27 protein-coding genes are annotated in these 26,121 nt (G+C 55.1%); 11 read left to right on the top strand and 16 right to left on the bottom strand.

Annotation, left to right across the window (positions count from 1 at the left end; genetic code table 11):
• Positions 1–11 precede the first annotated feature (11 nt).
• A complete protein-coding gene (locus H7A87_RS07705) occupies positions 12–1,901 on the top strand; it encodes a DUF4209 domain-containing protein (RefSeq protein WP_119129061.1) in 1,890 nt (629 codons plus the stop codon).
• Between the two features lie 48 nt (positions 1,902–1,949).
• The gene (locus tag H7A87_RS07700) at positions 1,950–2,237 is read left to right on the top strand and encodes a hypothetical protein (RefSeq protein ID WP_147421103.1); all 288 of its coding nucleotides are present in this window, start codon (positions 1,950–1,952) and stop codon (positions 2,235–2,237) included.
• A 181-nt stretch (positions 2,238–2,418) separates the two neighbouring features.
• Here the strand turns inward: H7A87_RS07700 and H7A87_RS07695 are convergent, their stop codons facing one another.
• Positions 2,419–4,008: a MobA/MobL family protein gene (locus H7A87_RS07695; RefSeq protein WP_119129060.1), complete on the bottom strand. Its 1,590-nt coding sequence runs from the start codon at positions 4,006–4,008 to the stop codon at positions 2,419–2,421.
• A gap of 422 nt (positions 4,009–4,430) precedes the next feature.
• Here H7A87_RS07695 and H7A87_RS07690 point away from each other — a divergent pair, with 422 nt between their 5' ends.
• Positions 4,431–5,246, top strand: a complete 816-nt coding sequence (locus H7A87_RS07690) for a DUF6216 family protein (RefSeq protein ID WP_180496935.1) — start codon at positions 4,431–4,433, stop codon at positions 5,244–5,246.
• 75 nt (positions 5,247–5,321) lie between these two features.
• On the opposite strand, the gene H7A87_RS07685 is transcribed toward H7A87_RS07690, so the two are convergent.
• The 4 genes from H7A87_RS07685 to H7A87_RS07670 all read right to left on the bottom strand — a co-directional run bounded on the left by H7A87_RS07685 (position 5,322) and on the right by H7A87_RS07670 (position 8,441).
• Positions 5,322–6,035 (bottom strand): hypothetical protein, encoded by a 714-nt coding sequence (locus H7A87_RS07685; protein ID WP_232087950.1) that lies wholly within the window; start codon positions 6,033–6,035, stop codon positions 5,322–5,324.
• Positions 6,036–6,046: 11 nt separating this feature from the next.
• Positions 6,047–6,946 (bottom strand): hypothetical protein, encoded by a 900-nt coding sequence (locus H7A87_RS20820; protein ID WP_232087949.1) that lies wholly within the window; start codon positions 6,944–6,946, stop codon positions 6,047–6,049.
• Positions 6,933–7,976 carry a Fic family protein gene (locus tag H7A87_RS07675; RefSeq protein WP_180496933.1) on the bottom strand — a complete coding sequence of 348 codons (1,044 nt, stop codon included), beginning with the start codon at positions 7,974–7,976 and terminating at the stop codon, positions 6,933–6,935. The genes H7A87_RS20820 and H7A87_RS07675 overlap by 14 nt, the downstream gene beginning before the upstream one ends.
• A 168-nt stretch (positions 7,977–8,144) precedes the next feature.
• A complete protein-coding gene (locus H7A87_RS07670; RefSeq protein ID WP_119129244.1) occupies positions 8,145–8,441 on the bottom strand; it encodes a helix-turn-helix transcriptional regulator in 297 nt (98 codons plus the stop codon).
• Between the two features lie 171 nt (positions 8,442–8,612).
• Here H7A87_RS07670 and H7A87_RS07665 point away from each other — a divergent pair, with 171 nt between their 5' ends.
• Together H7A87_RS07665 and H7A87_RS07660 are read left to right on the top strand one after the other, a co-directional pair.
• Positions 8,613–8,924, top strand: coding sequence for a hypothetical protein (locus tag H7A87_RS07665; protein ID WP_119129055.1), 312 nt, complete (start codon positions 8,613–8,615; stop codon positions 8,922–8,924).
• Positions 8,925–8,967: 43 nt separating this feature from the next.
• Positions 8,968–9,360 carry a hypothetical protein gene (locus tag H7A87_RS07660; RefSeq protein ID WP_119129054.1) on the top strand — a complete coding sequence of 131 codons (393 nt, stop codon included), beginning with the start codon at positions 8,968–8,970 and terminating at the stop codon, positions 9,358–9,360.
• A gap of 77 nt (positions 9,361–9,437) precedes the next feature.
• Here the strand turns inward: H7A87_RS07660 and H7A87_RS07655 are convergent, their stop codons facing one another.
• On the bottom strand, positions 9,438–10,148 hold the full coding sequence (locus H7A87_RS07655; protein WP_119129053.1) for a hypothetical protein: 711 nt from the start codon (positions 10,146–10,148) through the stop codon (positions 9,438–9,440).
• Between the two features lie 135 nt (positions 10,149–10,283).
• Here H7A87_RS07655 and H7A87_RS07650 point away from each other — a divergent pair, with 135 nt between their 5' ends.
• Positions 10,284–10,508: a hypothetical protein gene (locus H7A87_RS07650; RefSeq protein WP_088056792.1), complete on the top strand. Its 225-nt coding sequence runs from the start codon at positions 10,284–10,286 to the stop codon at positions 10,506–10,508.
• A gap of 172 nt (positions 10,509–10,680) precedes the next feature.
• The gene (locus H7A87_RS20815; protein WP_231895772.1) at positions 10,681–12,015 is read left to right on the top strand and encodes a site-specific integrase; all 1,335 of its coding nucleotides are present in this window, start codon (positions 10,681–10,683) and stop codon (positions 12,013–12,015) included.
• 22 nt (positions 12,016–12,037) lie between these two features.
• Here the strand turns inward: H7A87_RS20815 and H7A87_RS07640 are convergent, their stop codons facing one another.
• Positions 12,038–12,442 (bottom strand): H-NS family nucleoid-associated regulatory protein, encoded by a 405-nt coding sequence (locus H7A87_RS07640; RefSeq protein ID WP_119129052.1) that lies wholly within the window; start codon positions 12,440–12,442, stop codon positions 12,038–12,040.
• A 105-nt stretch (positions 12,443–12,547) separates the two neighbouring features.
• Between H7A87_RS07640 and H7A87_RS07635 the strand changes: the two genes are divergently transcribed.
• On the top strand, positions 12,548–13,162 hold the full coding sequence (locus H7A87_RS07635) for a hypothetical protein (RefSeq protein ID WP_147421102.1): 615 nt from the start codon (positions 12,548–12,550) through the stop codon (positions 13,160–13,162).
• A gap of 52 nt (positions 13,163–13,214) precedes the next feature.
• Positions 13,215–13,841 carry a sce7726 family protein gene (locus H7A87_RS07630; protein ID WP_147421101.1) on the top strand — a complete coding sequence of 209 codons (627 nt, stop codon included), beginning with the start codon at positions 13,215–13,217 and terminating at the stop codon, positions 13,839–13,841.
• Here H7A87_RS07630 and H7A87_RS07625 read toward each other — a convergent pair.
• From H7A87_RS07625 to H7A87_RS07605, 5 genes are all read right to left on the bottom strand, one after another.
• On the bottom strand, positions 13,825–14,850 hold the full coding sequence (locus H7A87_RS07625; protein ID WP_119129051.1) for a beta family protein: 1,026 nt from the start codon (positions 14,848–14,850) through the stop codon (positions 13,825–13,827). The genes H7A87_RS07630 and H7A87_RS07625 overlap by 17 nt on opposite strands.
• Positions 14,847–15,335, bottom strand: coding sequence for an ImmA/IrrE family metallo-endopeptidase (locus tag H7A87_RS07620; protein WP_180496932.1), 489 nt, complete (start codon positions 15,333–15,335; stop codon positions 14,847–14,849). The genes H7A87_RS07625 and H7A87_RS07620 overlap by 4 nt, the downstream gene beginning before the upstream one ends.
• 41 nt (positions 15,336–15,376) lie before the next feature.
• On the bottom strand, positions 15,377–15,937 hold the full coding sequence (locus H7A87_RS07615) for a hypothetical protein (RefSeq protein WP_147421100.1): 561 nt from the start codon (positions 15,935–15,937) through the stop codon (positions 15,377–15,379).
• Positions 15,938–16,535: 598 nt separating this feature from the next.
• On the bottom strand, positions 16,536–16,706 hold the full coding sequence (locus tag H7A87_RS07610; protein WP_164739080.1) for a hypothetical protein: 171 nt from the start codon (positions 16,704–16,706) through the stop codon (positions 16,536–16,538).
• A 111-nt stretch (positions 16,707–16,817) separates the two neighbouring features.
• Positions 16,818–17,066, bottom strand: a complete 249-nt coding sequence (locus H7A87_RS07605) for a hypothetical protein (RefSeq protein ID WP_115677062.1) — start codon at positions 17,064–17,066, stop codon at positions 16,818–16,820.
• A 155-nt stretch (positions 17,067–17,221) separates the two neighbouring features.
• On the opposite strand from H7A87_RS07605, the gene H7A87_RS07600 reads away from it, so the two are divergent.
• The gene (locus H7A87_RS07600; RefSeq protein ID WP_119129049.1) at positions 17,222–18,919 is read left to right on the top strand and encodes a diguanylate cyclase; all 1,698 of its coding nucleotides are present in this window, start codon (positions 17,222–17,224) and stop codon (positions 18,917–18,919) included.
• 101 nt (positions 18,920–19,020) lie between these two features.
• Here H7A87_RS07600 and H7A87_RS07595 read toward each other — a convergent pair whose 3' ends face one another.
• Positions 19,021–19,326, bottom strand: a complete 306-nt coding sequence (locus H7A87_RS07595) for a hypothetical protein (protein WP_119129048.1) — start codon at positions 19,324–19,326, stop codon at positions 19,021–19,023.
• A gap of 94 nt (positions 19,327–19,420) precedes the next feature.
• Between H7A87_RS07595 and H7A87_RS07590 the strand changes: the two genes are divergently transcribed.
• The gene (locus H7A87_RS07590; RefSeq protein ID WP_104583344.1) at positions 19,421–20,395 is read left to right on the top strand and encodes a GGDEF domain-containing protein; all 975 of its coding nucleotides are present in this window, start codon (positions 19,421–19,423) and stop codon (positions 20,393–20,395) included.
• A gap of 307 nt (positions 20,396–20,702) precedes the next feature.
• Here H7A87_RS07590 and H7A87_RS07585 read toward each other — a convergent pair whose 3' ends face one another.
• The 3 genes from H7A87_RS07585 to H7A87_RS07575 are packed head-to-tail and all read right to left on the bottom strand — an operon-like array spanning position 20,703 to position 26,066.
• On the bottom strand, positions 20,703–22,127 hold the full coding sequence (locus H7A87_RS07585) for an efflux transporter outer membrane subunit (protein ID WP_104583345.1): 1,425 nt from the start codon (positions 22,125–22,127) through the stop codon (positions 20,703–20,705).
• A complete protein-coding gene (locus H7A87_RS07580; RefSeq protein WP_016904913.1) occupies positions 22,121–22,852 on the bottom strand; it encodes an SDR family oxidoreductase in 732 nt (243 codons plus the stop codon). The genes H7A87_RS07585 and H7A87_RS07580 overlap by 7 nt, the downstream gene beginning before the upstream one ends.
• A gap of 43 nt (positions 22,853–22,895) precedes the next feature.
• Positions 22,896–26,066, bottom strand: a complete 3,171-nt coding sequence (locus H7A87_RS07575; RefSeq protein WP_054592673.1) for an efflux RND transporter permease subunit — start codon at positions 26,064–26,066, stop codon at positions 22,896–22,898.
• Between the last annotated feature and the right edge of the window lie 55 nt (positions 26,067–26,121).

Here is a 26,121-nt window from a genome sequence, read left to right as displayed (position 1 = left end):
AGGATTTGCGCATGGACGGTCAAGATCAAGCGGCAAAAGAGGAAGCTGCAAGCGCATCCGAAACACTGCCATCAATTATCGACAAGCCTGTTCCGCTTACAATCTTGGATGATTTCGATTGGGAGGCCCATCTCGCCGATCACGACTGGACAAATCACCGCTGGGGTGCATCCCAGCTGACGGATCAAAGATCTAAAAATTTGGCTGAGGAAGGCCACGAAGAAGAAGCATTGGTTTTGAAGTTGCTTAGTGCAGTCATATCAATGCACTTCCGTGGAAACTTGCCAGAGCCATTTGGACCAATGTGGCAGGATGGTAATCGCTGCACACCCGCTCCGCAGCACCTTGGACAACTGGATGTGCAGTTTCTTCAAGCCATGGCCAAGTCCGCGAGAAATGCTTGGCTTAAAGCGCGCTTGGCGGATGTGGCGTGCGTAGCAGGGCCATCGGTTGGTTTAAAGGGCCGGGGAATGGGAGAAATGGGAGCATTAGCAGCCCGAGCCTACCTCGATCATGCCAAGAAATTTCTCAAAGGGGACGAACCTCTCAGAGCGATGAACTCTGTGGAGTGCTTGCAGCGAGCGATGCATCTGGGCTGGAAATTTCGCAGAAAAGAAGATGCGTTCCGAGAGGAAGTTTGGGGAACAACTGTTGATGCAATCAATCGCGCTATCGAAAGACAACACCTTGGCATCATTTCCGCACTCATAGAAGAAATTTTGCAAAGGCAACATTCTTTGGCGGAAGCAACCGCTGAAAAGCTCGAAAGAGCAGTTGACGCTTGGTCCACGATCAACCAAGAGGCAGTCCGCGATAATATTCCAGAATTCTATATAAAGGCTGCCCGGCTTTGGCATGCAGCCAAAGACGCTGCTCGATCTGAGGCGTGCTATCACAAAGCAGCCGATGCCCTGATAAAAAAAGCGCGTGGCGACCGACAGGCCATGGTGCGAGCAGATTGGATGGCAGAAGGCATCGGCTTGCTTCGGAGGCACCGAGGTAACCGAACCAAAATTAACGAGCTGCAATCAGAGTTAGCTGAAATCCGAAGGACCATCTCGGATGAGATGCACTCCGTCAGTCACGCCATCGATACCAAAGACCTCATTGCTTTTGTCGAGCAGCAAGTCACAAGCACCGATCTGCCTACGGCACTAACCCAAATAGCGTTTGCGTTCTCGACCTTCACCTCGGTCGAGAAAATAAAAGCAGAAGTGATCGAGACTTCGAAGAGATATGTCTTCCAACATCTCTTTTCGAGAGTGGTCTATAACGATGAAGGCGTTCCAGTCGAACGAGGAGATGCGTTCGATGCCAACGATCCAGCCAATTTGGAACAGCACATGATCGAAAACATCTGTCGTTTTCATCATCCGCTGCTTGCCAATGTTGCTGTTATGCACGCCACCAGCTTGGTCCGCAATCAGTATGAGCCCACGCTCAATGATTTGCTGGCCCTTACTCATGCATCTCCTGTGGTTCCGGAGGGGCACGAGTGGTCGCTGGCAAGAGGCTTGCTCGCGGGTTTGGAACACGATTGGGAAGAAGCCGCCGTCTTTCTTATTCCACAAGCTGAGCCCTTTGTGCGTGCTGTGTTTAAGCGGCACAACATCAATACGCTCGCCATCAAAGATGGTGTAGAGGAAGAGAAATCTTTAAGTGAGCTGTTAGGTCATGAAGACATCGCTCAGGTGTTCCACGAAGACATCGTAATCGAGCTGAAAGCCATTCTCACGCACCGATCGGGTCACAATTTGAGAAATCTCTATGGCCATGGATTGATCAAAGATGAGCACCTCGCCTCGACAGCAACCATCGTGCTTTGGTGGACGTTACTACGCCTCATCATGTGGCCTTATCGAAGTCACTTAATTCCATCAGGAGAAGCGCAAATGAGATAAATACTTAAAATACTTTTCAGCTTTCACCCATCTTAAAAGGAGATTTTAATGACGAGATCAACGTCGCTAGGCTCAACAGCAACCGCAGCGGTCTTAGCCTCTGTTGCATTTTTTCTTATTCCTGCTCGCAATGAAAATGGAAACTTGTTGGTAGCAGCACTGATATCATTAGCATTCGTTGTAATCGCTGGCTATGTAGGCGACTCAATCTATAATTCTTGGAATGCGCCTGCCAGGCCAAAGTGGCAGCGAGCACTTTTCTTAATTACGATCATGCTTGCTGACTTATTTATTGCTTGGCTGCTGTCTCCGGTGGTCCTCAACCTCGTTAAATGACTCGCAGGACGCTTTTGTAGTTGCGTAAACCCAGTAGAAAAAAACTAAAATCCAAAATAGTTCAAAAAATTTCATTTCATCACCGATATTTTTACCTACCAGCTTTATAAGCCATAAAAATGAAAAGTAAACAATTATTTATTAAAATTTGCCGCCCTTATCAAAGGGTGGCACTTCTTTCTCAAAACCTTGGCTTCGGTGGCCTAAGTTGCATGTCCCTATTCTCGGCTGCGGCCTGAGCACCTTTCTCAACAGACGTATCCATAACCGCTGAGGCTGGTTTATCTGAAAAGCTCCGTAGAAGTGCTCGTGTTTTCCCGTTGAGACTCCTCCTGGCATCATCGATCCTCCACTCTCTTAACTTCATCACCCGCTTGGAGATCATGTGCTTTGCCCTTTGAGCTTGTCGAGCGGCCAACGCTGATTCAGCCGTTGGCGCTTCACCATCGAATTCTGAGAGCCTGGCCTTTGCGGCAAGGTAGTCACACTGCGCTCGGTAGGGGCTGACCAGCATCCGTGCATAGCGCAACATGGATCGGCCCAGCTGCTCAGTGTCCTCAAATAAAAATGGCTTGGTCGCATATTGATCCACTCGCCGACACATCAACGCGTCATACGCTTGGTTGAAGCAGTCTTCAATTTGGATGCCCGGGATGCTGTTGAGAATGTCTAATGCTTGCTTCGCCATCTCATGCTGCGCTTCCAACCATTGCTCAATGAGTTCTGCTTCTTGATTTAAAACCTCTGCATCTTTGCCTGTGGCTCTCGCCAAGCGTGTCACCTTGCTGGCTTGCCTAGTCAAAGGACTATATTGAGTATGGATACGATTTAGCGTCTGCTGGCTTGGCCTTTGAAAGGAGTTCGATCGATCATTCTTTGGTAAAGACGACCGATCTCTTCTCTCTCGTAAGCGGTCCCTGAGTGCTGCTTCATGGCTATGGCTTGCTGGGACCCCATGAATATCCCTGCCCTGCTGAGCTTCTCGACGCTCCTTTAAAATTTGAGCAAAATGTCGATCCGCTGATGTGATTTTTTCACCCAAAGCCACGGCTTTCTGATGGCGCTTGGCTTGGAAGAATTCACCCCGCGAGACGCGTTTTTTCGGGGCTCTGGTGAGCGCTCTGGCCCTCTCGTAATCGCCTTGTTTGAAAGCATCTTGCGCTTGGGCCCTCAGTGTTCTGTGGTCCACTCGTGCTTCAACGCCGGCCATGATGAGATGCGCATTGATGGTGGAAGCAATCTCTCCACGGAGAACTTTAATCTCCGTTGCCCCTGCTCCCTGCCTTGCGTCGAACTCAGCACAAGCCCGCTCCCCCAGACCGTTGGCGTCTACTTTCCTGGCAGAGATGAGTAGATGCACATGATGATTGCGCTGGTCCCCTCTTCGACCAGGTGAGTGAACAGCAACCAGCACAGCCGCTTGATAGCGCTCGACAAGAAGCTGACCAAGTGCGACCGCAAGCATTCTGCGCTGTGGAGCGTCTAGACTGTTAGGTAACGAAACTTCGACTTCTCTCGCCACCCGAGCATTTGCTCTGGTTTCTTGTTGCTCATTAATATCCCAGAAGCTTCGAACATCGAGACACCACCTCGGTGCTCCTTCGGGCGCAAGCATTTGTTGTGAAACAACGCCTGACCTCTTCTCATATTTGTGCGTCGTTTTGTGAGTTGTATCCCGCAGATTGATCCCTGCACGATAAGCAGCCGCTGCGACTGATGATTGACCTTTTCCACGACTAAACGATTTGATGCTGACATGATAAATTGCCATTAATTTCCCGGTTGAGATTGGTTGATAGTGGGAATAACAAAATGGCTAAACTTTCTTTTGTCCAGATCAAACCACTGGACCCGTTTTTGAGAGATAAATCACGGGGTTTGTGTCATTTCTAAGCAGAGCTTCTAGGCCCACTCGATGCGCAAGCAGCGGCATTTCATCGCGAAAGCGATGCCTACGGTTTTTGCGGAGCAAATAACCATATGTGGGCCCTTGACCTTCTCTTTTTTAGGTATTTATTTGAGGGAATATTAGGTGTGAATTTAAAACATATTTTGCAGGGTGCAGATGGCCAACGCCCATGATCAAATGAACATGAACAAAACCTGTACGGACTAAGTATAATGTGATCCCAAATGCCGCAATCAAGCGGCAAACAAAGACCGTCAATCACAATCAGAAGGCAGCTACAAAAAATGGAATGGCTTAAATTCTTAACCGGCGAAATCGCCGCTGGCTCCATCATCGTTTTTCTGTTGGCAGCTGCATTTACATGCTGGCGCACAGGCTCTCTCCATCCCATCAATACCCGTGTGCTGCGTCTATTTATCAGCAAGGACGACATTGAAGACCCTGTCATCCGAAAGGATTTAGCAGACCACTCCGCACTTGCGGGATTTCGAATGGCACATCAAATTCGCGTCCAAACACTCAAAGACGCGAAGGCTCTCATTGGATTCGCGGACTTACACAATATCCCGCTAAAACTCATTGGACATGCAGGTTGGGCGTTTGACCTCAAAACTCACGTCATCCACCCCAAAAGAGTTCATTCTAAGTGGTGGTTGATTTTGCCATCTATCGCATTCGTGGGGTTTATTCTTCTCGCAGCCATCCTAGGCACGATTGCCACCCAGGACAGACTGTTAGTCACCTTAAAAGAGACAGATACGAACCTTTTTATCTCAGAAAATGAGGCGAAGACTCTGGGGCTTATCTCAACCAAAAGCGACGTATTAACGATCGAACAGTGCAAAAACACCGCCGACAAACAAGTCGTCCCTCCAACATTCGATCCAAGAGACCTTAAAATTCTTTGCGACGTCTGGGCAGATCCCATTCTCAAATCGCATTTAACAAAAGAAGTGCCTAAGCAACGTAATGCATCGCTGTTCGCCTTCGTCATCTCACTATGGTGCGCTTGGTTCTTCTATACCATATTCAGAGAGCTGATCTCTGCAAATATACTTAAAACCCTTCTTGAAGAACGTCAGTTAGGCACAAGCCAATAAAACCGTGCCGAAATTTGAGCACAATTAAAAGGTGAGGAGGGGAACCCTCCTCACCTTTTATCCAGGCTTCAAATTTTACTCAATCGGCCTCGGGGACGGACGCTGATACTTAGAGAACGTCTTGTAGAGAGATGCTGCGCGCTCATCAGCAACAACATTTTCAACACCACTCAATCCACGCTGAGCAATTTCACCGGATGCTTTACTATCGCCTATGATATAAGCCAGTCGTAAATAAGCAATGCTATCAACTAGATTCTTGTTTTCACCATCGCTTGCATAGACATCTGATAACCCATAATAAGCATAAAGATTTCCGGCCACTGCTGCTCGCCGTAGAATATCTATGCCATTGTAAAATGGGCCATTCAGTGCAATCTTCTTCCCATAAATAACCGTCGCTGCTTGATTACCGGCCTGAGATTCTGCCTTCAACTGATCCAAATTTAGACCTTCCAGCCTCGCCAATTCTGCTTCAGTGGGATAGCCATGCGACAAAAGCCACTTTGCTTCGGCTTCTGAGTTGGCAACAAACGGACCACTGATCTTGCAGCCATTTACACCGTTCTTACACATATATTCTTTTGCATCTTGCACACCACTCAGTGCTGGGGTGCTCCTCGCCTTCGGGGTTGCACTTGCCACCCCACCCTGATTATTGTCGACGGTTGCAGACGTTTCAGACTGTTCTCTCGCAGCATCTTCATTTACAGCAGGCTTATCAGTCTTTCCACAGGCAGCAAGCGCGATAGAAAGTGTTGCCATGCACAAGATAAATTTCGCTTTCATAGTGCCATCCATTATAGACTGCATTGGTTTTCCTGAAAAGTGGTCCACCATCTCGAACAAGCCGCATCGGCTGTTGTCACTCGCCACTTCGTTCCAATCGAGTTATCTAAACTCTCGGAATTAAGGACTTCTCCTGGAACATATCTTTCAAGATTGACGGCATAACGTTTAGACCAGTCGATAAAGAATTGAACAAAGCTCATTTGGTCATCAGCCTCAATGTCGAGCGCCTTCATGATTTCAAAACAATAATACTCCGGCACAGTCTGTTGACCCACGATGCGATATTTATCCGATTCCATGCTTTCATAATCGCATACCGCCTTCACGTCTTCTCGAAAAATCTTGGTGGCTTCTTTTAAGGGCAGCCCGTTTTTCGTAAAATTCTCGGTCTGTTTATTTAATATGAAATCCATGAGCCAAGCGGCGGTCTCATTGGGTGCAGCTGTCGTCCCGTTAGGACCAAACGCTCTGCCTTGCGAGTAACCAATCGCCATCAAAAGCGTAGATTTTCCGTGGATACTCGCGCCAGGCAATTTGTCTTGGGCATATGTTGCGCCTGCTGGAAGTGGTATCGGGTTCGGACACATCTGAGGCTTTTGATTTCTAAGGTTATTGCAAACCACCTCAGGATCTCCATTATCGCCACCGCCGCCGCCGCCACCATCACCACCGCCGCCGTCGCCCGGATCTGGATAGTAAGGTGGTGTCGGATTTTCAATCGGCGGCGGGATGTAGGGAGGCGGAACTTCGACGGGCGGCATTGTCGTGGTCCCCTCAGTATCGGAGGCTGTTGCCAATGGCGATAAGACGCTGGCAACCCCTGCTAGCACCAAGGTCAGATAAATGGTTCGCCTGATCGCAGCTTTGAGCTGCTTGGGCTTGCCGTCTTGCGACTCATTCAATTTCATAACTATCCTTATTAATAGAGCGATCAATTCCGATGATCAGGATTTCAAGCTCGGCTGAGTAAAATATCCCCTGTTCCTGTTCTAATAGCGCCGGCAGACGCCCCATAATTTTTGCAGCAAGCGCTGGACTGCATGCATTTTTTCCAGCACAAAGCGTTTCTACGGATACATATCCGTATGAAAGAAGTGACCACAACGCTCTTGGATCCAAACCAGCCGACACCAAATCGGAAATTTTCTGCAAGATCAAATTAATTTGATCCAACCACATATCTGAATTGCTGAGGTCTAGGCTTGTGGCAGTCGAAGATGCCTGCATCCAGGTTTGACCTGTTCGCTGTTTAGCAAAGCTCAGGCAATGCGCAATATAGAGCGGATAAAGATTTCGATAGCGTCCCGCCAGATTTATCAGGAGAGTGCGGGTTACCCGTCCATTAGTATCACTAAGTGGATGGATGCAGATCATCTGATACGCAATGGCTTCGAAAAAAGCACAGTTGATCGGCTGGGCGATCTTTCCTTGTAGCAAATCTTCGAGGTTTCTCAGAAGATAAGGCAGTTGATCTGCCTGCGGTAAAACAAGCCAGGCTTCTGACGGTTTCTTTCCACCGACCCATGCATTATCCGTGCGGCTCTTAACTTGGCTATTGCCCAAATTTTTTGCTAAATTCAAGGACCAATTTAAAACGCCATGCGCATCTGGAAGCCCTGCTTTAAGGGATGCATTGATGGCTGATGTCGCGTAGCGACTTGCCCTCAAATCAGGAATGCCAGAGAATTTCCAGGCTCCTCTGCATACATGAACTAACCGAGAAGACAGAGCTGAAAGGTAGCCAACGCATTGAGCATCTGACTCAAACCGTTGGTAATCTCCTATTTTCTCATAGGTTCGAAGTGGCGGCTCTAACAACGCTGGCGTATAGACCGAAAACGATGCATCGAGCCAAACAGAAGCATTAGGCGCATCGCGTCGTCCTGGAAGTGGCGCAAAAGCCAAATCAAGGGGCGCTAACTCAAAATTTCCATCCATAAAATTTCGACGCACTGACGGAGCCCAAGCAACATGCCCTGACAACTATGTCAAATCAAGGCAAAAATCGAAGATGAAGTGACGCGCGTCACATAAATAGTGAAAATCTGATAATTATCAGAAAACCCTTACATCGATCACGTCTTTCACCGACAAACTTTGTGCCAGTTAACGCACTCGATTGGTCTTAGAGCGCGACTTGATGTCAGCCAAGAGCGCGTGCTGTTCTTTGGCAGGAAGCTGCGTGAACTCCTGGATAAGTTCTGCCAGTTCGTCTGTCTCTGCATAAAGGTAGGCAAGCGAGACCCCAAGAGCGTCAGCCATCTTCTGGGCGGTCTCACTGTCGCATTCGTGCACTGCCCGCTCGTATCGATTAATTCGAACGCCTGCGACATCTTCTGGTAGTCCCATGAGCACTCCTAAGGCCTTCTGACTGAGCCGAAGCGTCTTCCTCCGCTTCTTCATGCGGGCGGCGAAGACGACACGAACACTGCGGGCGTTGGGAGAAGTCATGCCCCAAGGATGAACGTAAGCTACGTTGTTCGTAAATTACGTTGCCCGTATGTTACGTTTAGCGTATCTTTTGCTTCGTTGCAACCCTTCTGGTTGCACCCACCCAAGGCAAAGGACCCAACCATGTCGAAGCGTCGTGTCGCACTCATCATCCTGCTCATCGCCGGGCTGACAGCCTGCTCAGGAAGTGGTCCGGCTCAGACGGAGAGAGAGCATGCGTTCTTGCAATACGTGAAAGACAACGGCAGCGATGACGCCAGGATTGAAGACTTCAAGAGTGGCAAATGCACCAAGGCAGAAGGTGCTCCAAGCTATGCCTGTGACGTAAGTGCAGAAGTCACAGCCATGGGACGAAAATTCGGCCATGAGATGGACGGCGTCTATACCTTTTCGGAAATTGGCGGAGTTTGGAAGGTCACTGGCCGCATCCAGTAATCCTCTTCTCATTGGTATCCCCCTCCTCCGCTTTGGAGCTTCAATGACGGTCTGGAATTTCCTTACTCTTCTGTTGGTTGGTGGTGCCCTTTTTATTGTGGTTGGATCTCTTGTGACCTTGAAGCTGCACAGTGAGCGTGCAGCTTTTAAGGAAAATTATCAGCGGTTCCATTTTAATAAGCGCACTGGCATTGCGATCTCTACTGCTCGCTCATCCATTAAATTTAAAATGGGCAGCGCCGCCAAAGCCTATGAGTTTTCGGATGTTCGCTCCTGGGATAAGCATTGGCACCGCTCGAAACATGAAGGAACGATCAGCGTCAGTGTGAGAGACATTTACCACCCGAATTGGACGATCAGTTTTGGAAATGAGCGCGAGATGGACAAGTGGTATGAGCTTATTCGACAAGCCGTCAATGAAGGCTTGAAGCTTTAATTTAAACTAAAGCAATAAAAAGCGGGCCCCAGTCGGGGCCTTTCTTTTAATTTAAATAAGGTCGTCAACCCGCACGGCTAATCAGAAATCTCCCTCTCCCACTCATTCTTCATTTCGTTTAAATTTGCAGCTTCGATCCAAAATTCCTCGTCTATCACGTCCAAATCGGTCATAAGCCATGATGTAAACAGGCCAATCTCAAAGCAGCAGAAGAGAGAAGTCTCAACTCTACTAGGCAAAACTAAGCCAAGCCCTACTTCAAAATGTGTGTCTGTTTCCTCCATTTTAATGGAAGGAATGATGGATCTGACATTAGGATGAGCACCGTCATCGATCATTGAGTCATACATGTCAGTGATGAGACCTGCACTTTCTGGCATCAACTTACCGAAACGCTTGCATGTTTTCTTGACTGCATCGTTAAACTCAACTCGGCACCTTTTTCGAGCATCTTGGTCTCGATGCCGTTTAACCCATACGTCGCCAAGCTCTGGCTTCTGTTCGATGAGTTGTGCGTAGCAGGCCGCTTCAAGACACGCTCTGAGAGTCGGAAAGATCGCTGCACGGTATCCAATGAGAGCAGTGTTGACCGATGCACAGAACATGCCTCTGGCACTCAACCGCAGAAGGGCCGCAATGGGCACTTGCAAACGAGCTGCTGCTGACTTCTCAATGAAAGCGTCCAGCTCAGCGCATCGCCTTACCGCACTGGCATTCGATTGGATTGCGTCTTTTGCGCAATCGGAAGCAGCTTCAAGAAATTGATAAAGGGAGCATGCGGTATCCATGATTTGAAAGCTCCGTAGAGGACCTTAAATGATACCAGTCCATAAGAATCGGGTTGGTCGTGCTGCTTCCCGGCGATTCTTATACTTGCTCAGGAATCACCTTGACTGAAGTTGATTCCCGATTATAAATGTGGCATGGGTAAAAAAACAACATCGACTGATTATCACCTCGCCGAGCCTCTTCTTGACGAAGAAGAGCGCGCGTTCCGCACTAAAATGGTAGAAACAACTTATCAAGTCCTCAAAGCCAATAAGGTCCGCCCGCCTAAGCGCGTGAAGCACCTCTCCCAGCTTTATGTCGATGGCCTGATTAGCGATAAAGAGCTAAGCGTGCTCTTGAACGCTCTCACTTCAAAGTGATTAAACAGCGCAACAAATCTAACCCATTTATATAACATTGTTCGCGACTCCTTCCACTGCTGGGGATTTTAAATTTAGCGCAACAAAACAAACTGCATCAAAAATAGTGTTTTCGACATGGGTATTGACAGCCATCTGCTCGACGTTAGTGTCGGGTGCAGAAGGAAACTCCATGCCCGATCATACAAAACAAAGCACATCTTGCAGATGCATCATTAGAAATTTGCCCCTCGGAAATACCGTCATCGGTGAGATCATTGTTGAGGGGGTAGATGCAGCCGAGTGCTTTGACAAAGTGCTGAAAACGCTCACGCGAAGAGCTAGGCGCAAGAAGTCTGATTACAGCGAAGAAAAGCCAACTCTCAAAGTGCGCATGCTTTCGGATGAGATCACGGGATATATCTCCGATCTGAAACGGACAAAAATGACGCTCACACACATTCAATCCAATGAGCAAACGCTTGGTGTCATGCTTGCGGCCATTGGCGATAAACAAATAGCGTCAGTCACAGACACCGATATTCGTGCCGCGTTGGACAGCTATAAGTTTTGGCCCAAAAATGCCAGGCGAAAAAAAGCCTACAAATATTTAAGCTTCCAGGAAATTCTGGAAATAGGCAGAAAGGAAAAGCATTCATCCATAAACGCTGCAACCTACAACAATCACGTTAAGCGGATTAATGCCTTTTTCAATATGCAGCTTGATGCCGAACACATTGAACGCTCACCCGCGAAAGGCATTGCTGTTGAGGTGGATACCTCGACATTGGTCAAAACTCGCCGACCTCTCAGCAGAGATGACCTAGCCCGCATTTTCGAATTAGAACCCTACGCCCAATGGAGCAAGGATATGCCCCACCGATGGTGGGCACCGATGATCGCGCTTTATAGCGGTGCCAGAGCAGGCGAAATTGCACAGCTTAAAATCTCAGACATTGTCACCATCGACGGCATTTCTTGTTTTTGTTTCCGCGTGACGACCAAAGATCAGCGCATTAAAAACGCTTCGTCAATTCGAGTCATCCCTATTGCTCAACCGCTTCTCGACGCCGGCATTCTTACTTACGTCAATGAGGTCAAATCCACGGGGCAAGACCGCTTATTCCCGCATCTGCCGCTTACAATTTCAGTCTACGATGGCGAGGCATACATGAAGGGTTACGGGAGCGCGATGGTTCAACAGTTTGGCCGATATCTGAAAAAACGAGGGTTTAAGACGGGCATCGGATCTCATATTTTCCGACACACCTTCGCCACAAATTTGACTCGTGAGAAAGTCGGAGCAGTTCAAATCGCGGCGTTGACCGGACACAAGGTGATCGGTTCTGCGTCAGAAAGTGTTCTGGTTCCGGGCTTGCAGTCGTATATTGATCGGAACGAATGCCCGCCCGAGTTACGCGCGTGTGCGGAGACACTTGCCAAGTTCAATCCCGGCATTGAGATCCCGATCTATACGCCAGGGCAATTTGCAAAAGCGCTATCCGACAGAAAATGCTTCAAAAAATAGCCCCGCGATGCGGGGCTCTTCGTTATCCCGGAAACTTCGGGAATTTTTCGTCCGGATGCTTTGCCTTCCATTCTTTATAAGCCGCCGATCCTTCGTAAGCTGCAAAAGCACGTGGGGTCCTACCACGACCAGACCAAGTTTCTTGCGTGTGGGGAAGCCAATACTTGGGAGCCACTTCCTTACGAGTGCCGGCTGCTTTCTTCGGACGACCAGGTCCGCCAGCAGAAGCTCCAAGCTGAGCTGCGAGATCTGCTTTCTGCTTGGCGGTAAAGTGCTGGCCGAAGCGGCTCAGCAGATCTGACACTTCCTGAAAAGCGTTCGCAGCTTCTTCTTGCAGCAGATTGGCCTCTTGCTCTTCAAGCTTTCTTAGCTCTTCCTCAAGCTTGGCTCTGGCTGAAGCAATCGAATCTAGGCTTTGTTTGCTCATCGGCTAATCATATGATATGGAAGACACCCAGATTATCTAACGCTTGATCTAAATTGCCAAGCACTTTGAGAGGCGCACTTGATGGCTAAGAATTCGACCAGTTTCATGAACGAACGAAGCTTGGAATATGTGGTTGTTCCAGAATTGGTCAGGATTATTTCAGCAAACGGAAATTCCGTCGCGCCGATATTTTTCTGGAAAAGCCGAGAAGGAGAAGCCCGATCCGCCCACGCACACAATGGAAAGATTGTTCGTGTTGTTGCCCTCTTTGCACGAAGGCCAAAGATCAACGAGGCCCCTGATATTGTCAGCGGTAAAATTAATTGGCAGCTGATTAATTTCGCTATCGAAGCTTATAAATATGGAATACCGAGCATCGCTGCCTTCTGCGCTGCAAGAACTCTATTTGAGCTTGACCCAGTGAACGCACATTGGATTAGCCTCTGGGAAAGAAAAGAGGTCGAGGATATTCAGTTCTATCAACATACTTGCGCCAAATCGCCATCCCTATTGCGCGATGATGGAACTTTGATTGCCACTATAAACAGAGAAAAACTGGCTCAATCGCTTCTTGCAGCTAGTGAACCGATGTCGTTTACCACTGCAATCCAACGAATGGACCAACTCCGTCCTTTTATCACCAACAACCCATATTACTTTAACGCCTTTTTATCAAGCAGCTATAAACCCGTTTATCTATTGATTGAAGAGCTACTATGATTTTGTTGGAAGTGCTGTCAGAATGATATCTTCAAAGCTCGATTGACTGCCAATGTATGCCGACGACATCAAAGCCGTAATTGTTTCGGCAATATTACCAACTCTCAATTTTGATGAAGTCTTGGGGTCGGAAGTGCGGTTTGGCGATGGCAGGTATCGGGCTGACCTTGTTATATCATCGCCATCACGCCTGAGCGCTATTGAAATTAAGGGGCCGAGAGATAATTTAGATAAATTGGGTGGTCAAGTGCTTGGCTACTCTGAAATGTTCCTAGACTTCTCTGTCGCTACGGATGCGAATTGGATTTCCACCGTCAGGGAACGCTTACCAAGATCAACCGGCTTAATGGCGTTGCGCGAGGATGAACTTGTCACGGTTAGAATGCCACGTGAGCGGTCTCGATTAACATCAAACGCAGCATTAAAGTGGCTAAAAACAGAAGATCTGCGCAAAATTATGCGAGAGAAGAAGCTGCCAGTGACAGGGCATTATGAGTCGCTTGCAGAGGCAACCCGGCAACACATACCGGGCGCTGAACTATCCAATTTCGCGCTACGAACCGTGCATGAAAGGCTCCTGCCACGGTTTGAAGCGTTCAGAAATGAGTTAGGCCACACGGTTACGCTTGATGATGTGCGGATGCTCACTCTTAATGAAAATATCAGCCAACGACCCTGAGTGTCTGTCGAGAGAGGTGGAAGTTCACCCTATTGGATATCCAGAAGGATGGGCTGCGGCCTGCTGGCGTTCCAGCAGCGGCCAACTTGATATTTTCCTCAGCCCAGCAAGCTAGGGGGACATATCTGGAATCCTTATAAGCTTCCTGCGCTGATTTTATATATCCCCCATCTGAACGACGATAGCGATGATAGTAAAACTTGGTATCCAGCATTACATCTACGCGAGGCACCCAGTTCGTGACAGTGCCAGTAAAATCCATAGGATGCACACCGGCATAATCGCCATAACTTAGGTCGGCATATTTTTTCCTCAAGTCATCCCAAATAAGAACTTCGGTTAGATCAAACTCGCCCTGGTCATCTCCGCCCCCCGCTGACACAACGCTGTTTGGGAATGAACTGGCTGCAATTGTCTTCGAGTAGAATTTGACTCCATTCACTGCAAATAGCATTTCTGATAGTCGAGCATGAGCCCCGCCGACTGCCTTCTGTGAGACATATCCCGCATCAAGAATCAGGCATATCTGCGAAAGATCAGAAAATACAAGTTGTAGTGCGCTAATCAGCGTCCCATAGTCGACGTAATTGGTGGGAACACGAATAGCGAGAACGGAAAATTTTTTCTTTAACTCTGCTACTTGTGATTGAAATGGGGCAACTTCAAATGGTTCAAGCAAGTGAACGACCGGAATGCACTGCTCTGGCAGGCTCTTTAAAGCAAAATTTGTCCATGCAGCAAATCCAGAATCATCACTGAGTAGCTGATCAAACTCTGCATTCTGCTGACTTTCGAGCGAAGTCAGGTCTGCTATGAACCGCTTCTCGCCCAAAATCTCACAAACAGCTTCGACACTTTTGACGATGTCACCACCAGGATTTTTGCTGGTCCGGCGAGAACGGGTTAGTTCAATGATCGGAAGAATTTTCCCCTTAGTCTGGTCCGTCAGTTCCTTCAATCCACGCAACTCGGCCGCCCTGGACCGAAGGATAGGGGAGTAGTTCGTCATTGGTTAACCTGGTAGCCTAGATTTTGGACTCTATATTTCATCGCTAATGCAGATACTCCGAAATTTGTTGCCAATCCTGATAGCGTTGTTACCCCTGACGCGATCAGCTTACGGACCTCATCTTCTGGCATAAGAAGTTGAGCAGCAAAACGATCCGCCTCGCGCTCCATGAGGTTTGGAGCATCATTGCGACGCGTGAATGTTTGATCATGAAAGCTCTTCTGCCGTGCCGAATGCAACACGTAATGAGCGATTTCATGCGCAATCGTAAACCGCTTTCGATTTCTGTGATGCAGGGAGTTCACCCCTACCACCCAGCTTCCCGATCTAACTTCGAGATAGCCAGAGAGATCGTCCGCCATCGGTTCTTCGATGACTTCCAACCCAAGAAATTCTGCAACTGCCAAAATATTAACTGGCACAGCCAATAAACCCGCCTCAGCTAGACGCAGATGCAGATTTTTTTCCAACTGTTCGCTGGCCACCACGATGCTCGTTGGAATTGACTTTTTCCGCACAACTGCCATTAGTGTTCTTTACTCCCACTACCGGGGACTACGTTACCGTCCAAATCTTCATCGTCACGCCCCACTGTAGAGCGCCTTTTAATTTTCCTTAAAATAGATTTAATAGATTCAATATCTTTTTCCAAATTTTCAAGCTGATACGCCAGTCCAGTTTCCTCAACGGCATATTTTACATTATCACCAAATTGCCTAGTTTCTAAGTAGTAACCCATCGCCTCTTTGGCCGCTTGGTGTGCGATATCCTCCGCTGCCGTCTTCGAAAGAAATCGCAGAGTTATCACGGCTAATATTCCGATCACGCCTAGCAAAAAGCCCATCAATGTGATGATTGTTTGGTAAAAGCTGCTCAGTGCTGAAACCACATCTCCATCACTCCACCGGTCTGGCTTTGATGGCGCATTGACCGAAGGCGAAGCTGCTGTTGAACCAACCGGAGCAGCTTGTGACTTCGCAGGTGTAGCAAGTGCTTTATCAGGAACCTTATGGAGAGCGTCTTGAAGGTCGAATGCATGCACTTGCCAGACCACGACAAAGAACCCGAAGAAGGCAACAAAGATCACAGAGGTCAAAATCCTGTAAGTCCAACGCTGGTAGTGCTTCGTCCTAGAAGCCTTCATACCTTTCCCCTGTCTCATCCGCTGCGACTTTGTGAACAGCATACATCATGCCTATCAGCAGGCCGGTCTTGGCAGGACCAAACGCCCAAACTTCTCGCTATGACCTAAGGTATCATTTGAGGTATCAAAGCAGGCACATCTGCTGAACCCAAATTTCTTTAGGATCAATGGGTTGTTTGAGGGCGTTTACAGGCTCCGCCCACCTCCACCAAACAACGGTCCTAAGACGACCGACTAAGGCCGGGACTCCTCGATGCAGAGGGCTCCCGGCCTTTTTCATGGGCGATACCGAGACCGCCGGCTCTGGAGACCGCGTGATCTGCCACCAACTGGCGCTGACAGGCTGCCGCGCCAGCCGTTGCCAGATGCGAACACAAGACAGGCCGAAAATTGCGCCGGTGCTGGTGCACGCGTCGAACGCCTCGGCGTGCGCCTACCCTCCAGCGCGCGGGTCTTTCAGGCCTCCTCCCTACGCCCGCCGGGAACTTGCCACGCATCGGCCGGGAGTGCGCCACGCGCGAGTGCACGCCGGCAGGATGCGTCAATTACTGACGTGGGCGGTCTGTTCGGTGCGCCCGGCAGGTCCGTCCGCAACGACGTTGACTGGCTCGTGTGCCGGTGCCGCATCGCCACGCAGTTGGTCGAAGAGCGCGAGCAGTTCGGTGGCTTCCTGTTGCAGCAGGACCAGGGCACTTTTGTTGGGTTCTTGCATGTCGCCTCCGTCCAAGACGCTCCCCAGCGTTCTCCAGGGCTGGAGCAAACCGCATGCCAGCCTGTCTGGTGCTGGCTTGGCCGATGCGACCATGCGCACCAGCACCTGCGCTCAGGCGGGTTCGAGCTGTCGTTGCGCTTCGGCGTGCATGGCCTCCAGCGTCACCATGCCGGCGACGCGAGCGGCCGCCATGGCGCTGCGGTGGTCGGGAAACGTGGCAGAAAGTGCGCTGCCTGCCCGGTCGCCGGCGCTTCCGGCACCGATCTGGGCGATCTGCCAGTCGGCAACCCAGCCGGGGCTCGGGCCATCGCCCCGGGCAGCGCGGCAGGTCAATTGATAGCTACCTAGAAAAATGACCAATCTGTTGCCCGGCTCGATGACGAGCGTAAAGCATATCGCCGTGCCGCCGCCGGAGCGACCTTGAGCCCGTCCCGCAGCTGACTGGCAAGCGAAGTGAAGCATAGGCACGCGACTTGCATCGGCCTCTACTAGACAATCAGTGTCGGGGAAACACGGTGTTGACCAAGAAAGCAAAACGCCACGCTGCCGGCGCCTTGTTGCTCGGCGGGATGATCTTCGTCCTGATCGGCATAGGCGGGTATTTGACCACGCAGCGTTCGCTGTCCGACGCCGGCTGGGTGACGCACACGCAGGAGGTGATCGCCAGCATCGACGAAATCCAGGCCGGAATGCTGTCGGCGGAGTCGTCGGTGCGCGGCTATGTCTTGACCGACAACGAAGCGTTTCTCGGGGTGTACGCCGATGCGATCGGGCGACTGCCCGAGCGCATCGTGCGGCTGGACGCCCTGGTGCAGGACAACCCGGTACAGCGGCGCCATGTCGTGGAGCTTGGACGCCTGGTGGACATTCGCCTGACGCAGATCGACGACCTGTTGCACAGCTACCGCAAGCAGGGCCTGGATGGGGCGCGCGCCTCGATCGCACGCGGCGTGTTCCAGACCTCGTCCTCGCTGCGCCGCCAGGTACAGGTCATGACGGAACTGGAGCGCCAGCAACTGGTGAAGCGCAATGACACCAACACGCGCAGTGCGCAGTGGGTGCTGTGGGTCACGGTGGTCGGGATTTTCAGCGGCTTGCTGGTGATGTTGCTGGCCTACCGGCTGCTGTCACGCGAACTGGAACGGCGCGTGCGCGCCGAGGACGCCGCCAGCACGACCAGCGAGCGCCTGATCGAATCGTTCGCCACACTCGAACGCACGTCGGCGGGACTGGAGGCGCTGGCGCGTTACTCGGGGTTGCTGCAGAACTGCCGCGATGCCGAGGAAGCACTGGAAATCACCGCACGCACGATCGCGCCGCTGGTGCCGGGCGCGGCCGGTGCGGTCTATCTGCTGCGCGCCTCGCGCGATCGTGCCGAACAGGTGGTGGCCTGGGGCACGATGGCCGACGACGACAACGCCAGCATCGCGCCGGACACCTGCTGGGCCTTGCGCCGCGATCGCACGCATGTGGTGCAAGACGCCAGCCAGGGCATGCTCTGCCAGCACGTCGGCGCCAATCTTCCGGCGCACGCGAGCACCGTCTGCATCCCGTTGTCGGCACAGGGCACGCAGTTGGGGATGCTGGCGCTGCGCAGCGAGGATCCGCGCGACCTGGCCTCGTTGACCGTGGCCGAGGCAGCGGCCGAACAATTGTCGCTGGCGCTGCACAACCTGCGTCTGCGCGAAACGCTGCGCCAGCAGTCCATTCGCGATCCGTTGACCGGACTGTATAACCGCCGGTATCTCGAAGAGGCGCTCAATCACGAACTGGCGCGCTGCACGCGACGGGTACAGCCCTTGTCGGTGCTGATGCTGGATGTGGACCACTTCAAGCAGTTCAACGACCTGCACGGCCACAGTGGCGGTGATCGCGTCCTGGCGGCGATCGGCGAATTCCTGCTGGCGCAGACGCGCGGCGAAGACATCTGCTGCCGCTACGGCGGCGAGGAGCTGACGATCATCCTGCCGGAAGTGGACCTGGCGACCGCCTGCCGGATGGCCGAGAAGCTGCGCGCCGGCATCGAGTCCCTGCAGGTCATGGCCGATGGCGTCTCGTTGCCGAAGGTCAGCGCATCGTTCGGCGCGGCCAGCTTTCCCGAGCATGCAAGCAACATGGCGCAGCTGCTGCGGCGCGCGGACGAGGCGCTGTACCGCGCCAAGCAGGCCGGACGCAATCAGGTGGTCAGTGCGGGCGCGTCGGCCACACGGTAAGCCACGCCGTTACCAGCATTGGGGCTGCGCCTGTAGCCCCACCTTCGCGCCGCCCCGGCCGACTGCGATGCAGGCAGCTTGCCGGTTGGGCAGAGCAGCAATCACGTGCAGCTCTGCCCATCCTCATCGGTAGGAATCAGGCCAGCGCCCGCCAGCATGCCGTCCACACGGGTCCGCACATAGGCTGCGTCCTCGGCCGCGGCGCTGCTCAGCAGGGCCTGGGCACGCGCCTGGAAATCGAGGTAGTCGAAATCCGCGTCCTCATCGGCGGACAGCTGCGGCAGTTCGTCCTGCAGCGCATCCAGGCGCGTGTCGAGTTCTTCGCGTGTGGGCATGGCAGACTCCGACGACAAAGACGCTACGGTTGCGGCACGGCCGTCAAGGATGTGCGAAGCCCGGCGCGGCAACGCTTCATTTTCCTACCCGTTGCCGCGGCGCGTGCACGCTCAACTTTCGCAAGGCTCCGCCGATAATGATGCCGACTCCTATAGAACCTTCCCTGTGATCCTCCACCTGCGGCGGGATTTCCGCCTCGGCATCGTCAAGACGCTGGGGCCGATCACCGCGCTGTTGCTTTGCCTTTATGCGGTGTACCTGGCCATCACCGGTCAGGCGCTGGCCTGCCTCATCACCGCCTCGCTCGGTATGTTTGCGATATGGCGGGGTTGGAGGATGCGCGATGCCGAACGCACTGGCGCTGGTGGCGTGTGGCTGGCCTCCATCAACGTCGGTGGCTGTCTCGTGGCCTGCTGGACCGGCGGCGATGGTGCCCTGCCCTGGCTGTTTCCGGTGTTGGCCACCAACTACTTCCTGTGCGGCCCGCAACGCGCGGTGCTGCTGAGCCTGCCGCTGCTGGCGGCACTACTGCTGTTGCCTGGCCTGATCGTCAGCCCCGGCCAGGGCGTGTCGACGGTCGTGGTGACGGTGGTGACGCTGGCGGTGGGCTATGCGTTTTCGTTGCGCATGCAGGACGACCGCGTGCATCTGGAAGAACTGGCCTCGCTGGATGCGCTGACCGGCCTGCCCAACCGACGCATGCTCGAGCGTGCGCTCACCCACCAGATCGATCGGCGCCAGCCGCATGAACGCCTCAACAGCCTGATCATCCTGGATCTGGACCATTTCAAGGAGGTCAACGATCTGTACGGGCATGCCGCAGGCGATGCCGCGCTGTCGGATCTGGCCACCATCCTGCGTTTCGAAGTGCGCGAGCCGCATCAGGTGTTCCGCTTCGGCGGCGAAGAATTCGTGGTGTTGTTGCGTGCCGGCTCCTTGCAGGAACTGGAAGCGGCCACCGAACGCCTGCGCAAGGTGATCCGCAACGGTCTGCGCGGCCCGGGTGGCCGTATCACGGTATCGCTGGGCGCGGCGCGCCACGATGGCGAGACGCATTGGCAGGACTGGTTCTCGCGGGCCGATGCCGCGCTGTATCTGGCCAAGAACGGCGGCCGCGACAGCGTGCGGGTGGCCGACTGAGCGCAGGCCGTCGTCTCAACGCCCGGGCAGCGGGCACACCGGTTCGGCGCTGAGCTCCCGGCACGCGTTGGCCAACAGCCGACAACGCGTCGGCGCGGCTTGTCGCAGGCCGCACAGCTGACAGCAGCTCGCACGGCTGGCGAACAGCGTCAGGTCACACGCAACCGGCGGGTACCGGTGATACTTGCCGATGGCGAGCCCTGGCCGCACTCGCCCGCCGGCGGTCCATCAGGGCGTCAGCCGCGCCAGACGGTTACGTCTCCGAGTGAGACTGCGGGGCGACCTGACCGCCGCCCCGCATGCCTGCCTAGCGATCGAGCACTGCCACCGGTGCTGCAGGCGCCTGGTCCTGCTTCCAGCCGCCCAAGGCCTTGTACACACCGACCACACCGACATTGACCGCTGCTTCGGCCTGCGCCAATGCATCGTCGGCGGCCAACTGGGTGCGTTGTGCGTCCAGCAGGGTCAGGAAGTCTTCCGAGCCCTCGCGGTAGCGGATCTGCGCCAGTTGTTCGGCACGCCGCGCCGCATTGGCCTGCTCCACCACGATCGCCAGGCGCGCCTGCTGGCGGCCGTAGCCGATCAAGGCGTTCTCGGTGTCTTCCAGCGCCAGCAACACCGTCTGCTGGTATTGCGCCAACGCGCCGTCGGCCTGCGCCTTGCTGGCACGCAGGCGTGCCCGCACGGTGCCGAAGTCGAATGCCGCCCAGCTGATCGACGGGGTGATCGACCAGGCCTTGCCGCTGCCCTCGGTCAGCCTGGCCGCGTCGCCGGACAGGAAGCCGACAAAGCCGCTGACGCTGATGCGCGGAAACAGGTCGGCCGTGGCCACGCCGACCTGCGCGGTGGCCGCCGCCAGCCGACGTTCGGCGCTGCGCACGTCCGGGCGCTGACGCAGCAATCCGGCGGTATCGCCCAGCGGCAACGCACGTGCGAACGCCGGCGTGGTGCGCGCCACCAGGGTGGCATCCAGGGCATTGGGCGGCTGGCCGAGCAACACCGCCAGGCGATGGCGGTACTGCGCTTCGGCGGTTTCCAGCAGCGGAATGTCCGCCTCGATCGCCTTCAACCGCGCCAGGCTGCTCTGCACATCCAGCTCGCTGCCCGCGCCCAGGTCCCAACGCGTCTGCGTCAGCCGCTGGGTGTCGTGCAGGTTGGTCAGCGTGCGCTTGGAAACCTCCAGCTGCTTCTGCGTGCCGCGCAACTCGAAGTAGTTGCGCGCCACTTCGGCAGCGACGGTGACCTGCACGTCAAGCAGGCCGGCCTGCTCGGCTTCCAGATCCGCGCGTGCCGCTTCGGAGGCGCGCCGCTGACGGCCGAACAGATCCAGCTCCCAGGCCGCATCCAGCCCCAGGGTGGTCTGCTCGGTGAGGAAGCGCTGGTTGCCGGCGACCACCTGCTGTTGCTCGCGGCGATCGAAGCTGCCCTGCGCGGTGATGTGCGGGGCCTGGTCGAGGCGACGCTCGACGAACACCGCACGCGCCTGCTTGACGCGCGACACGGCGATGCGCAGATCGTGATTGGCGAACAAGGCATCGCGCACCAACTGTTCCAGCACCGGGTCGTCGAACTGCGACCACCAGTTGCCGACCGGCGATTCGGCACTGAAGGCCGCGTCCTGCGCGCCCTGCAAGGTCACCGCGGCCGGCGGGTCGGGCCGGTAATCCGGCCCGACCGCGCAACCGCTGAGCACCAGCGCGGCCAGTGCCACGCTCAGAAGGTTTCTTACCATGGCAACACTTCTCCCAGATGCGTAAAGCTGCCGGTGGCGCCGTGCGCGTCGAGCAGCGCCATCTGCACGCTGCTGTGCGCGCCCTGCTCTACCTCGATCTCGCCACCACCGCCGTTCATGTCGGTTTTGACGTAGCCCGGATGCACGGTGTTGACCTTGATGGCGGTGTCGCGCAGCTCATGTGCCAGATGCACCGTCCAGCTGTTGACCGCGCTCTTGGAGGCGTCGTAGGCGGGAATCTTGAAGTCGTAGATCGGCGAGCCGGGCTGGGTATGCAGGGTCAGCGAGCCAAGCATGCTGGACACATTGACGATGCGTCCGGCCAGCGAACGACGCAGCAGCGGCAGGAACGCCTTGGTGACGCTGACGACCGCGAACAGGTTGGTGTCGAAGGTCCGCTTCCACACCTCCAGGCTCTGCTGCGACGGGGTGCGCTGCATGTCCTCGATCATGATGCCGGCGTTGTTGATCAGGATGTCCAGGTGGCCGTGACGCTGTTCCACCGTACCGACCGCCGCGGCGATGCTGATGTCGTCGTTGACGTCGAGCTGGATGGCTTCCACCGGCAGGCCTTCGGCCTGCAGCTTGAGTGCGGCGGCGACGGCATCGTCGCGCTTGCGGCCTGCCAGCAGCGTGTGCACGCCGGCCTGGGCCAGCTGCCGGACGGTTTCCAGGCCGATGCCGCGGGTGGCGCCGGTGACCAATGCGATCTTGTGGTTGCTCATTTCAATGTCCTTCTACTGCGAATGGGGGTTGGGAATGACGCACTCACGCCTTGACGTGATCGTGCGCGACGGTGGCCGGTGCGGCGGGTTCGCGACGCGTCACCCACTTGCGCAGCGCCACATAGAACACCGGGGTCAGGAACAGCCCGAACAGGGTCACGCCAAGCATGCCGGCGAACACGGTGATACCGGTGACCGAGCGCACTTCGGCGCCGGCGCCATGCCCGAACACCAGCGGCACGGTGCCGGCGATGAAGGCGATGGAGGTCATCACGATCGGACGCAGACGCAGGCGGCAGGCTTCCAGCGCGGCCTCGACGATGCCCTTGCCGTGCATTTCGAGTTCGCGGGCGAACTCCACGATCAGGATCGCGTTCTTGCACGCCAGGCCCATCAGCACCACCAGGCCTACCTGCACGAACACGTTGTTGTCGCCGCCGGTGAGCCACACGCCGAACAAGGCAGACAGCAGGGTCATCGGCACGATCAGGATCACTGCCAGCGGCAGCGTCCAGCTCTCGTACAACGCGGCCAGCACCAGGAACGCCAGCAACACCGCCATCGGGAACACGATCAACGCCGAGTTGCCCTGGGTGGATTGCTGATAGCTCAGATCGGTCCACTCGATGTTCATGCCGTTGGGCAACACCTTCGGCGCCATGCCAGCCAGCGTCTGCATCGCCTGGGTGGAGGAGAGCACGCGCGGGTCCGCCTCACCGATCAGATCGGCGGCCGGATAGCCGTTGTAGCGGATCACCGGATCCGGGCCGTAGGTCTGCCCCAGCGTGACCATGCTGCCGATCGGCACCATCTGCCCGCGATCGTTGCGGGTGCGCAGGTTGGCGATGTCCTCGACGCTGTCGCGGAACTGTCCATCGGCCTGGGCGATCACCTGGTAGGTGCGACCGAAGCGATTGAAGTCGTTGATGTAGGACGAGCCCAGATAGGTCTGCAGCGTGTCGAACAGATTGGTCAGCGGCACGCCCTGTGCCTTGGCCTTGTCGCGATCGACCTTGGCATCGAGCTGCGGCACATTGGCCTGATACGTGCCGATCGGGAACTGCATGCCCGGCGTTTGCGAGATCGCACCGGACATCGCATTGACCGCACTCTGCAACTGGCCATAGCCCAGGCCGGCGCGGTCCTGGATGTACAGCGAGTAGCCCGAGCCCTGCCCCAGGCCCAGGATCGGCGGCGGCATGAACGCAAACGCAAAACCCTGCTGGATCTGGCTGATGCGCGCGTTGATCTCCGCGTTGATCTGCGCCGCCGTGCGGCTGCGCTGACTGAACGGCTTGAGCGTCAGGAACACCGTGCCGGTATTGGGCGTATTGGTGAACTGCAGTGGATTCAGGCCCGGAAACGCGATCGCGTGGTCCACGCCTTCGGTCTGCAAGGCGATCTGGGTGATCTGACGGATCACCTCGTTGGTGCGTTCCAGCGAGGCGCCTTCCGGCAACTTGGTGCCGGCAATCAGGTACAGCTTGTCCTGGGTCGGGATGAAGCCGCCCGGCACCACCTTGAACATGAAACCGGTGACCACCAGCAGCAGCACATACACCGCGAACACCGCGCCACGCTTGCCCAGGGTCCGCGAGACCGCGCCCTGGTACTTGTGCGAACTGCTGTTGAAGAAGCGGTTGAACGGACGGAACAACCAGCCGAACAAGCGGTCGATCAACCGCGACGGGCCATCTTTCGGTGCGTCATGCGGCTTGAGCAGCATGGCGGCCAGTGCCGGCGACAGGGTCAGCGAGTTGATCGCCGAAATCACCGTGGAAATGGCGATGGTCACCGCGAACTGCTTGTAGAACTGGCCGGTCACGCCCGACAGGAACGCCATCGGCACGAACACCGCGCACAGCACCAGCGCGATGGCGATGATCGGCCCGGAGACTTCGCGCATCGCCTGATGCGCCGCGGCCAGCGGGGCCAGGCCTTCTTCGATGTTGCGTTCGACGTTTTCCACCACCACGATCGCATCGTCGACTACGATGCCGATCGCCAGCACCAGGCCGAACAGGCTCAGCGTGTTGATCGAGAAGCCTAGCAGGTACAGCGCGGCAAACGTACCGACCACCGACACCGGCACCGCCAGCAACGGAATGATCGAGGCGCGCCAGGTCTGCAGGAACAGGATCACCACCAGCACCACCAGCAACACCGCTTCCAGCAAGGTATGCACCACCGCGCTGATCGAGTCGCGCACGAACACGGTCGGGTCGTACGCAGCCGACCACGCCATGTCCTGCGGGAACTGCTTTTCCAGCTCGGCCATCTTGGCGCGCACCGCATCGGACAACTCGATCGCGTTGGCACCGGGCGACTGGAACACGCCCATGCCGACCGCGTTCTTGTTGTCCAGCTGCGAGCGCAAGGTGTAGTTGCCGGCGCCCAGTTCCAGGCGCGCCACGTCCGACAGGCGCACGATCTCGCCGCTGTTGCCGCTGCGGATCACGATGTTGCCGAACTCTTCTTCGGTGGTCAGGCGGCCCTGGGCATTGATCGAGAGCAGGAAATCGCTCTTGTTGGGCATCGGCTCGGCACCGAGCTGGCCGGCGGAGACCTGCACGTTCTGCTCGCGGATGGCGGCGACCACATCGCTGGCGGTGAGCCCGCGCGCGGCGACCTTGTCCGGATCCAGCCAGATGCGCATGGCGTAGTCGCCGGCACCGAAGATCTGGATCTGGCCCACGCCCGGAAGGCGCGACAGCTCGTCCTTGACCTTCAAGGTGGCGTAGTTGCTCAGGTACAGCGAGTCGTACTTGCCCTTGGGCGAGGTCAGATGCACGACCATGGTCAGCGTCGGCGACTGCTTCTGCGTGGTCACGCCCTGGCGCCGCACGTCCTCGGGCAGACGCGCCTGCGCCTGGCTGACGCGGTTCTGCACCTGCACCTGCGCCTGGTCCGGATCGGTGCCCGGCTTGAAGGTCACGGTGACCACCAGCACGCCATCGGAGCCGGCGACCGACTTCATGTACATCATGTCTTCCACGCCGTTGATGGCTTCCTCAAGCGGCGTGGCGACGGTCTCGGCGATGACCTTGGGGTTGGCGCCCGGATACACCGCACGCACCTGCACGCTCGGCGGCACCACTTCCGGGTACTCGCTGATGGGCAGCAGCGGCATGGCGATCAGGCCGGCGGCGAAGATGATGATCGACAGCACCGCGGCAAAGATTGGTCGGTCGATGAAAAAACGGGAAAAGTCCATGGGGGTGGTCCTGAAAGAGGTTGCCGCCGGGTGGCGGCGCGGCACAGCGGGCCCG

Origin of the sequence: Xanthomonas sp. CPBF 426, assembly GCF_903989465.1 — a bacterium.
GTDB lineage: Bacteria > Pseudomonadota > Gammaproteobacteria > Xanthomonadales > Xanthomonadaceae > Xanthomonas > Xanthomonas euroxanthea.
This window is presented reverse-complemented; position numbering and strand designations above follow the sequence as displayed.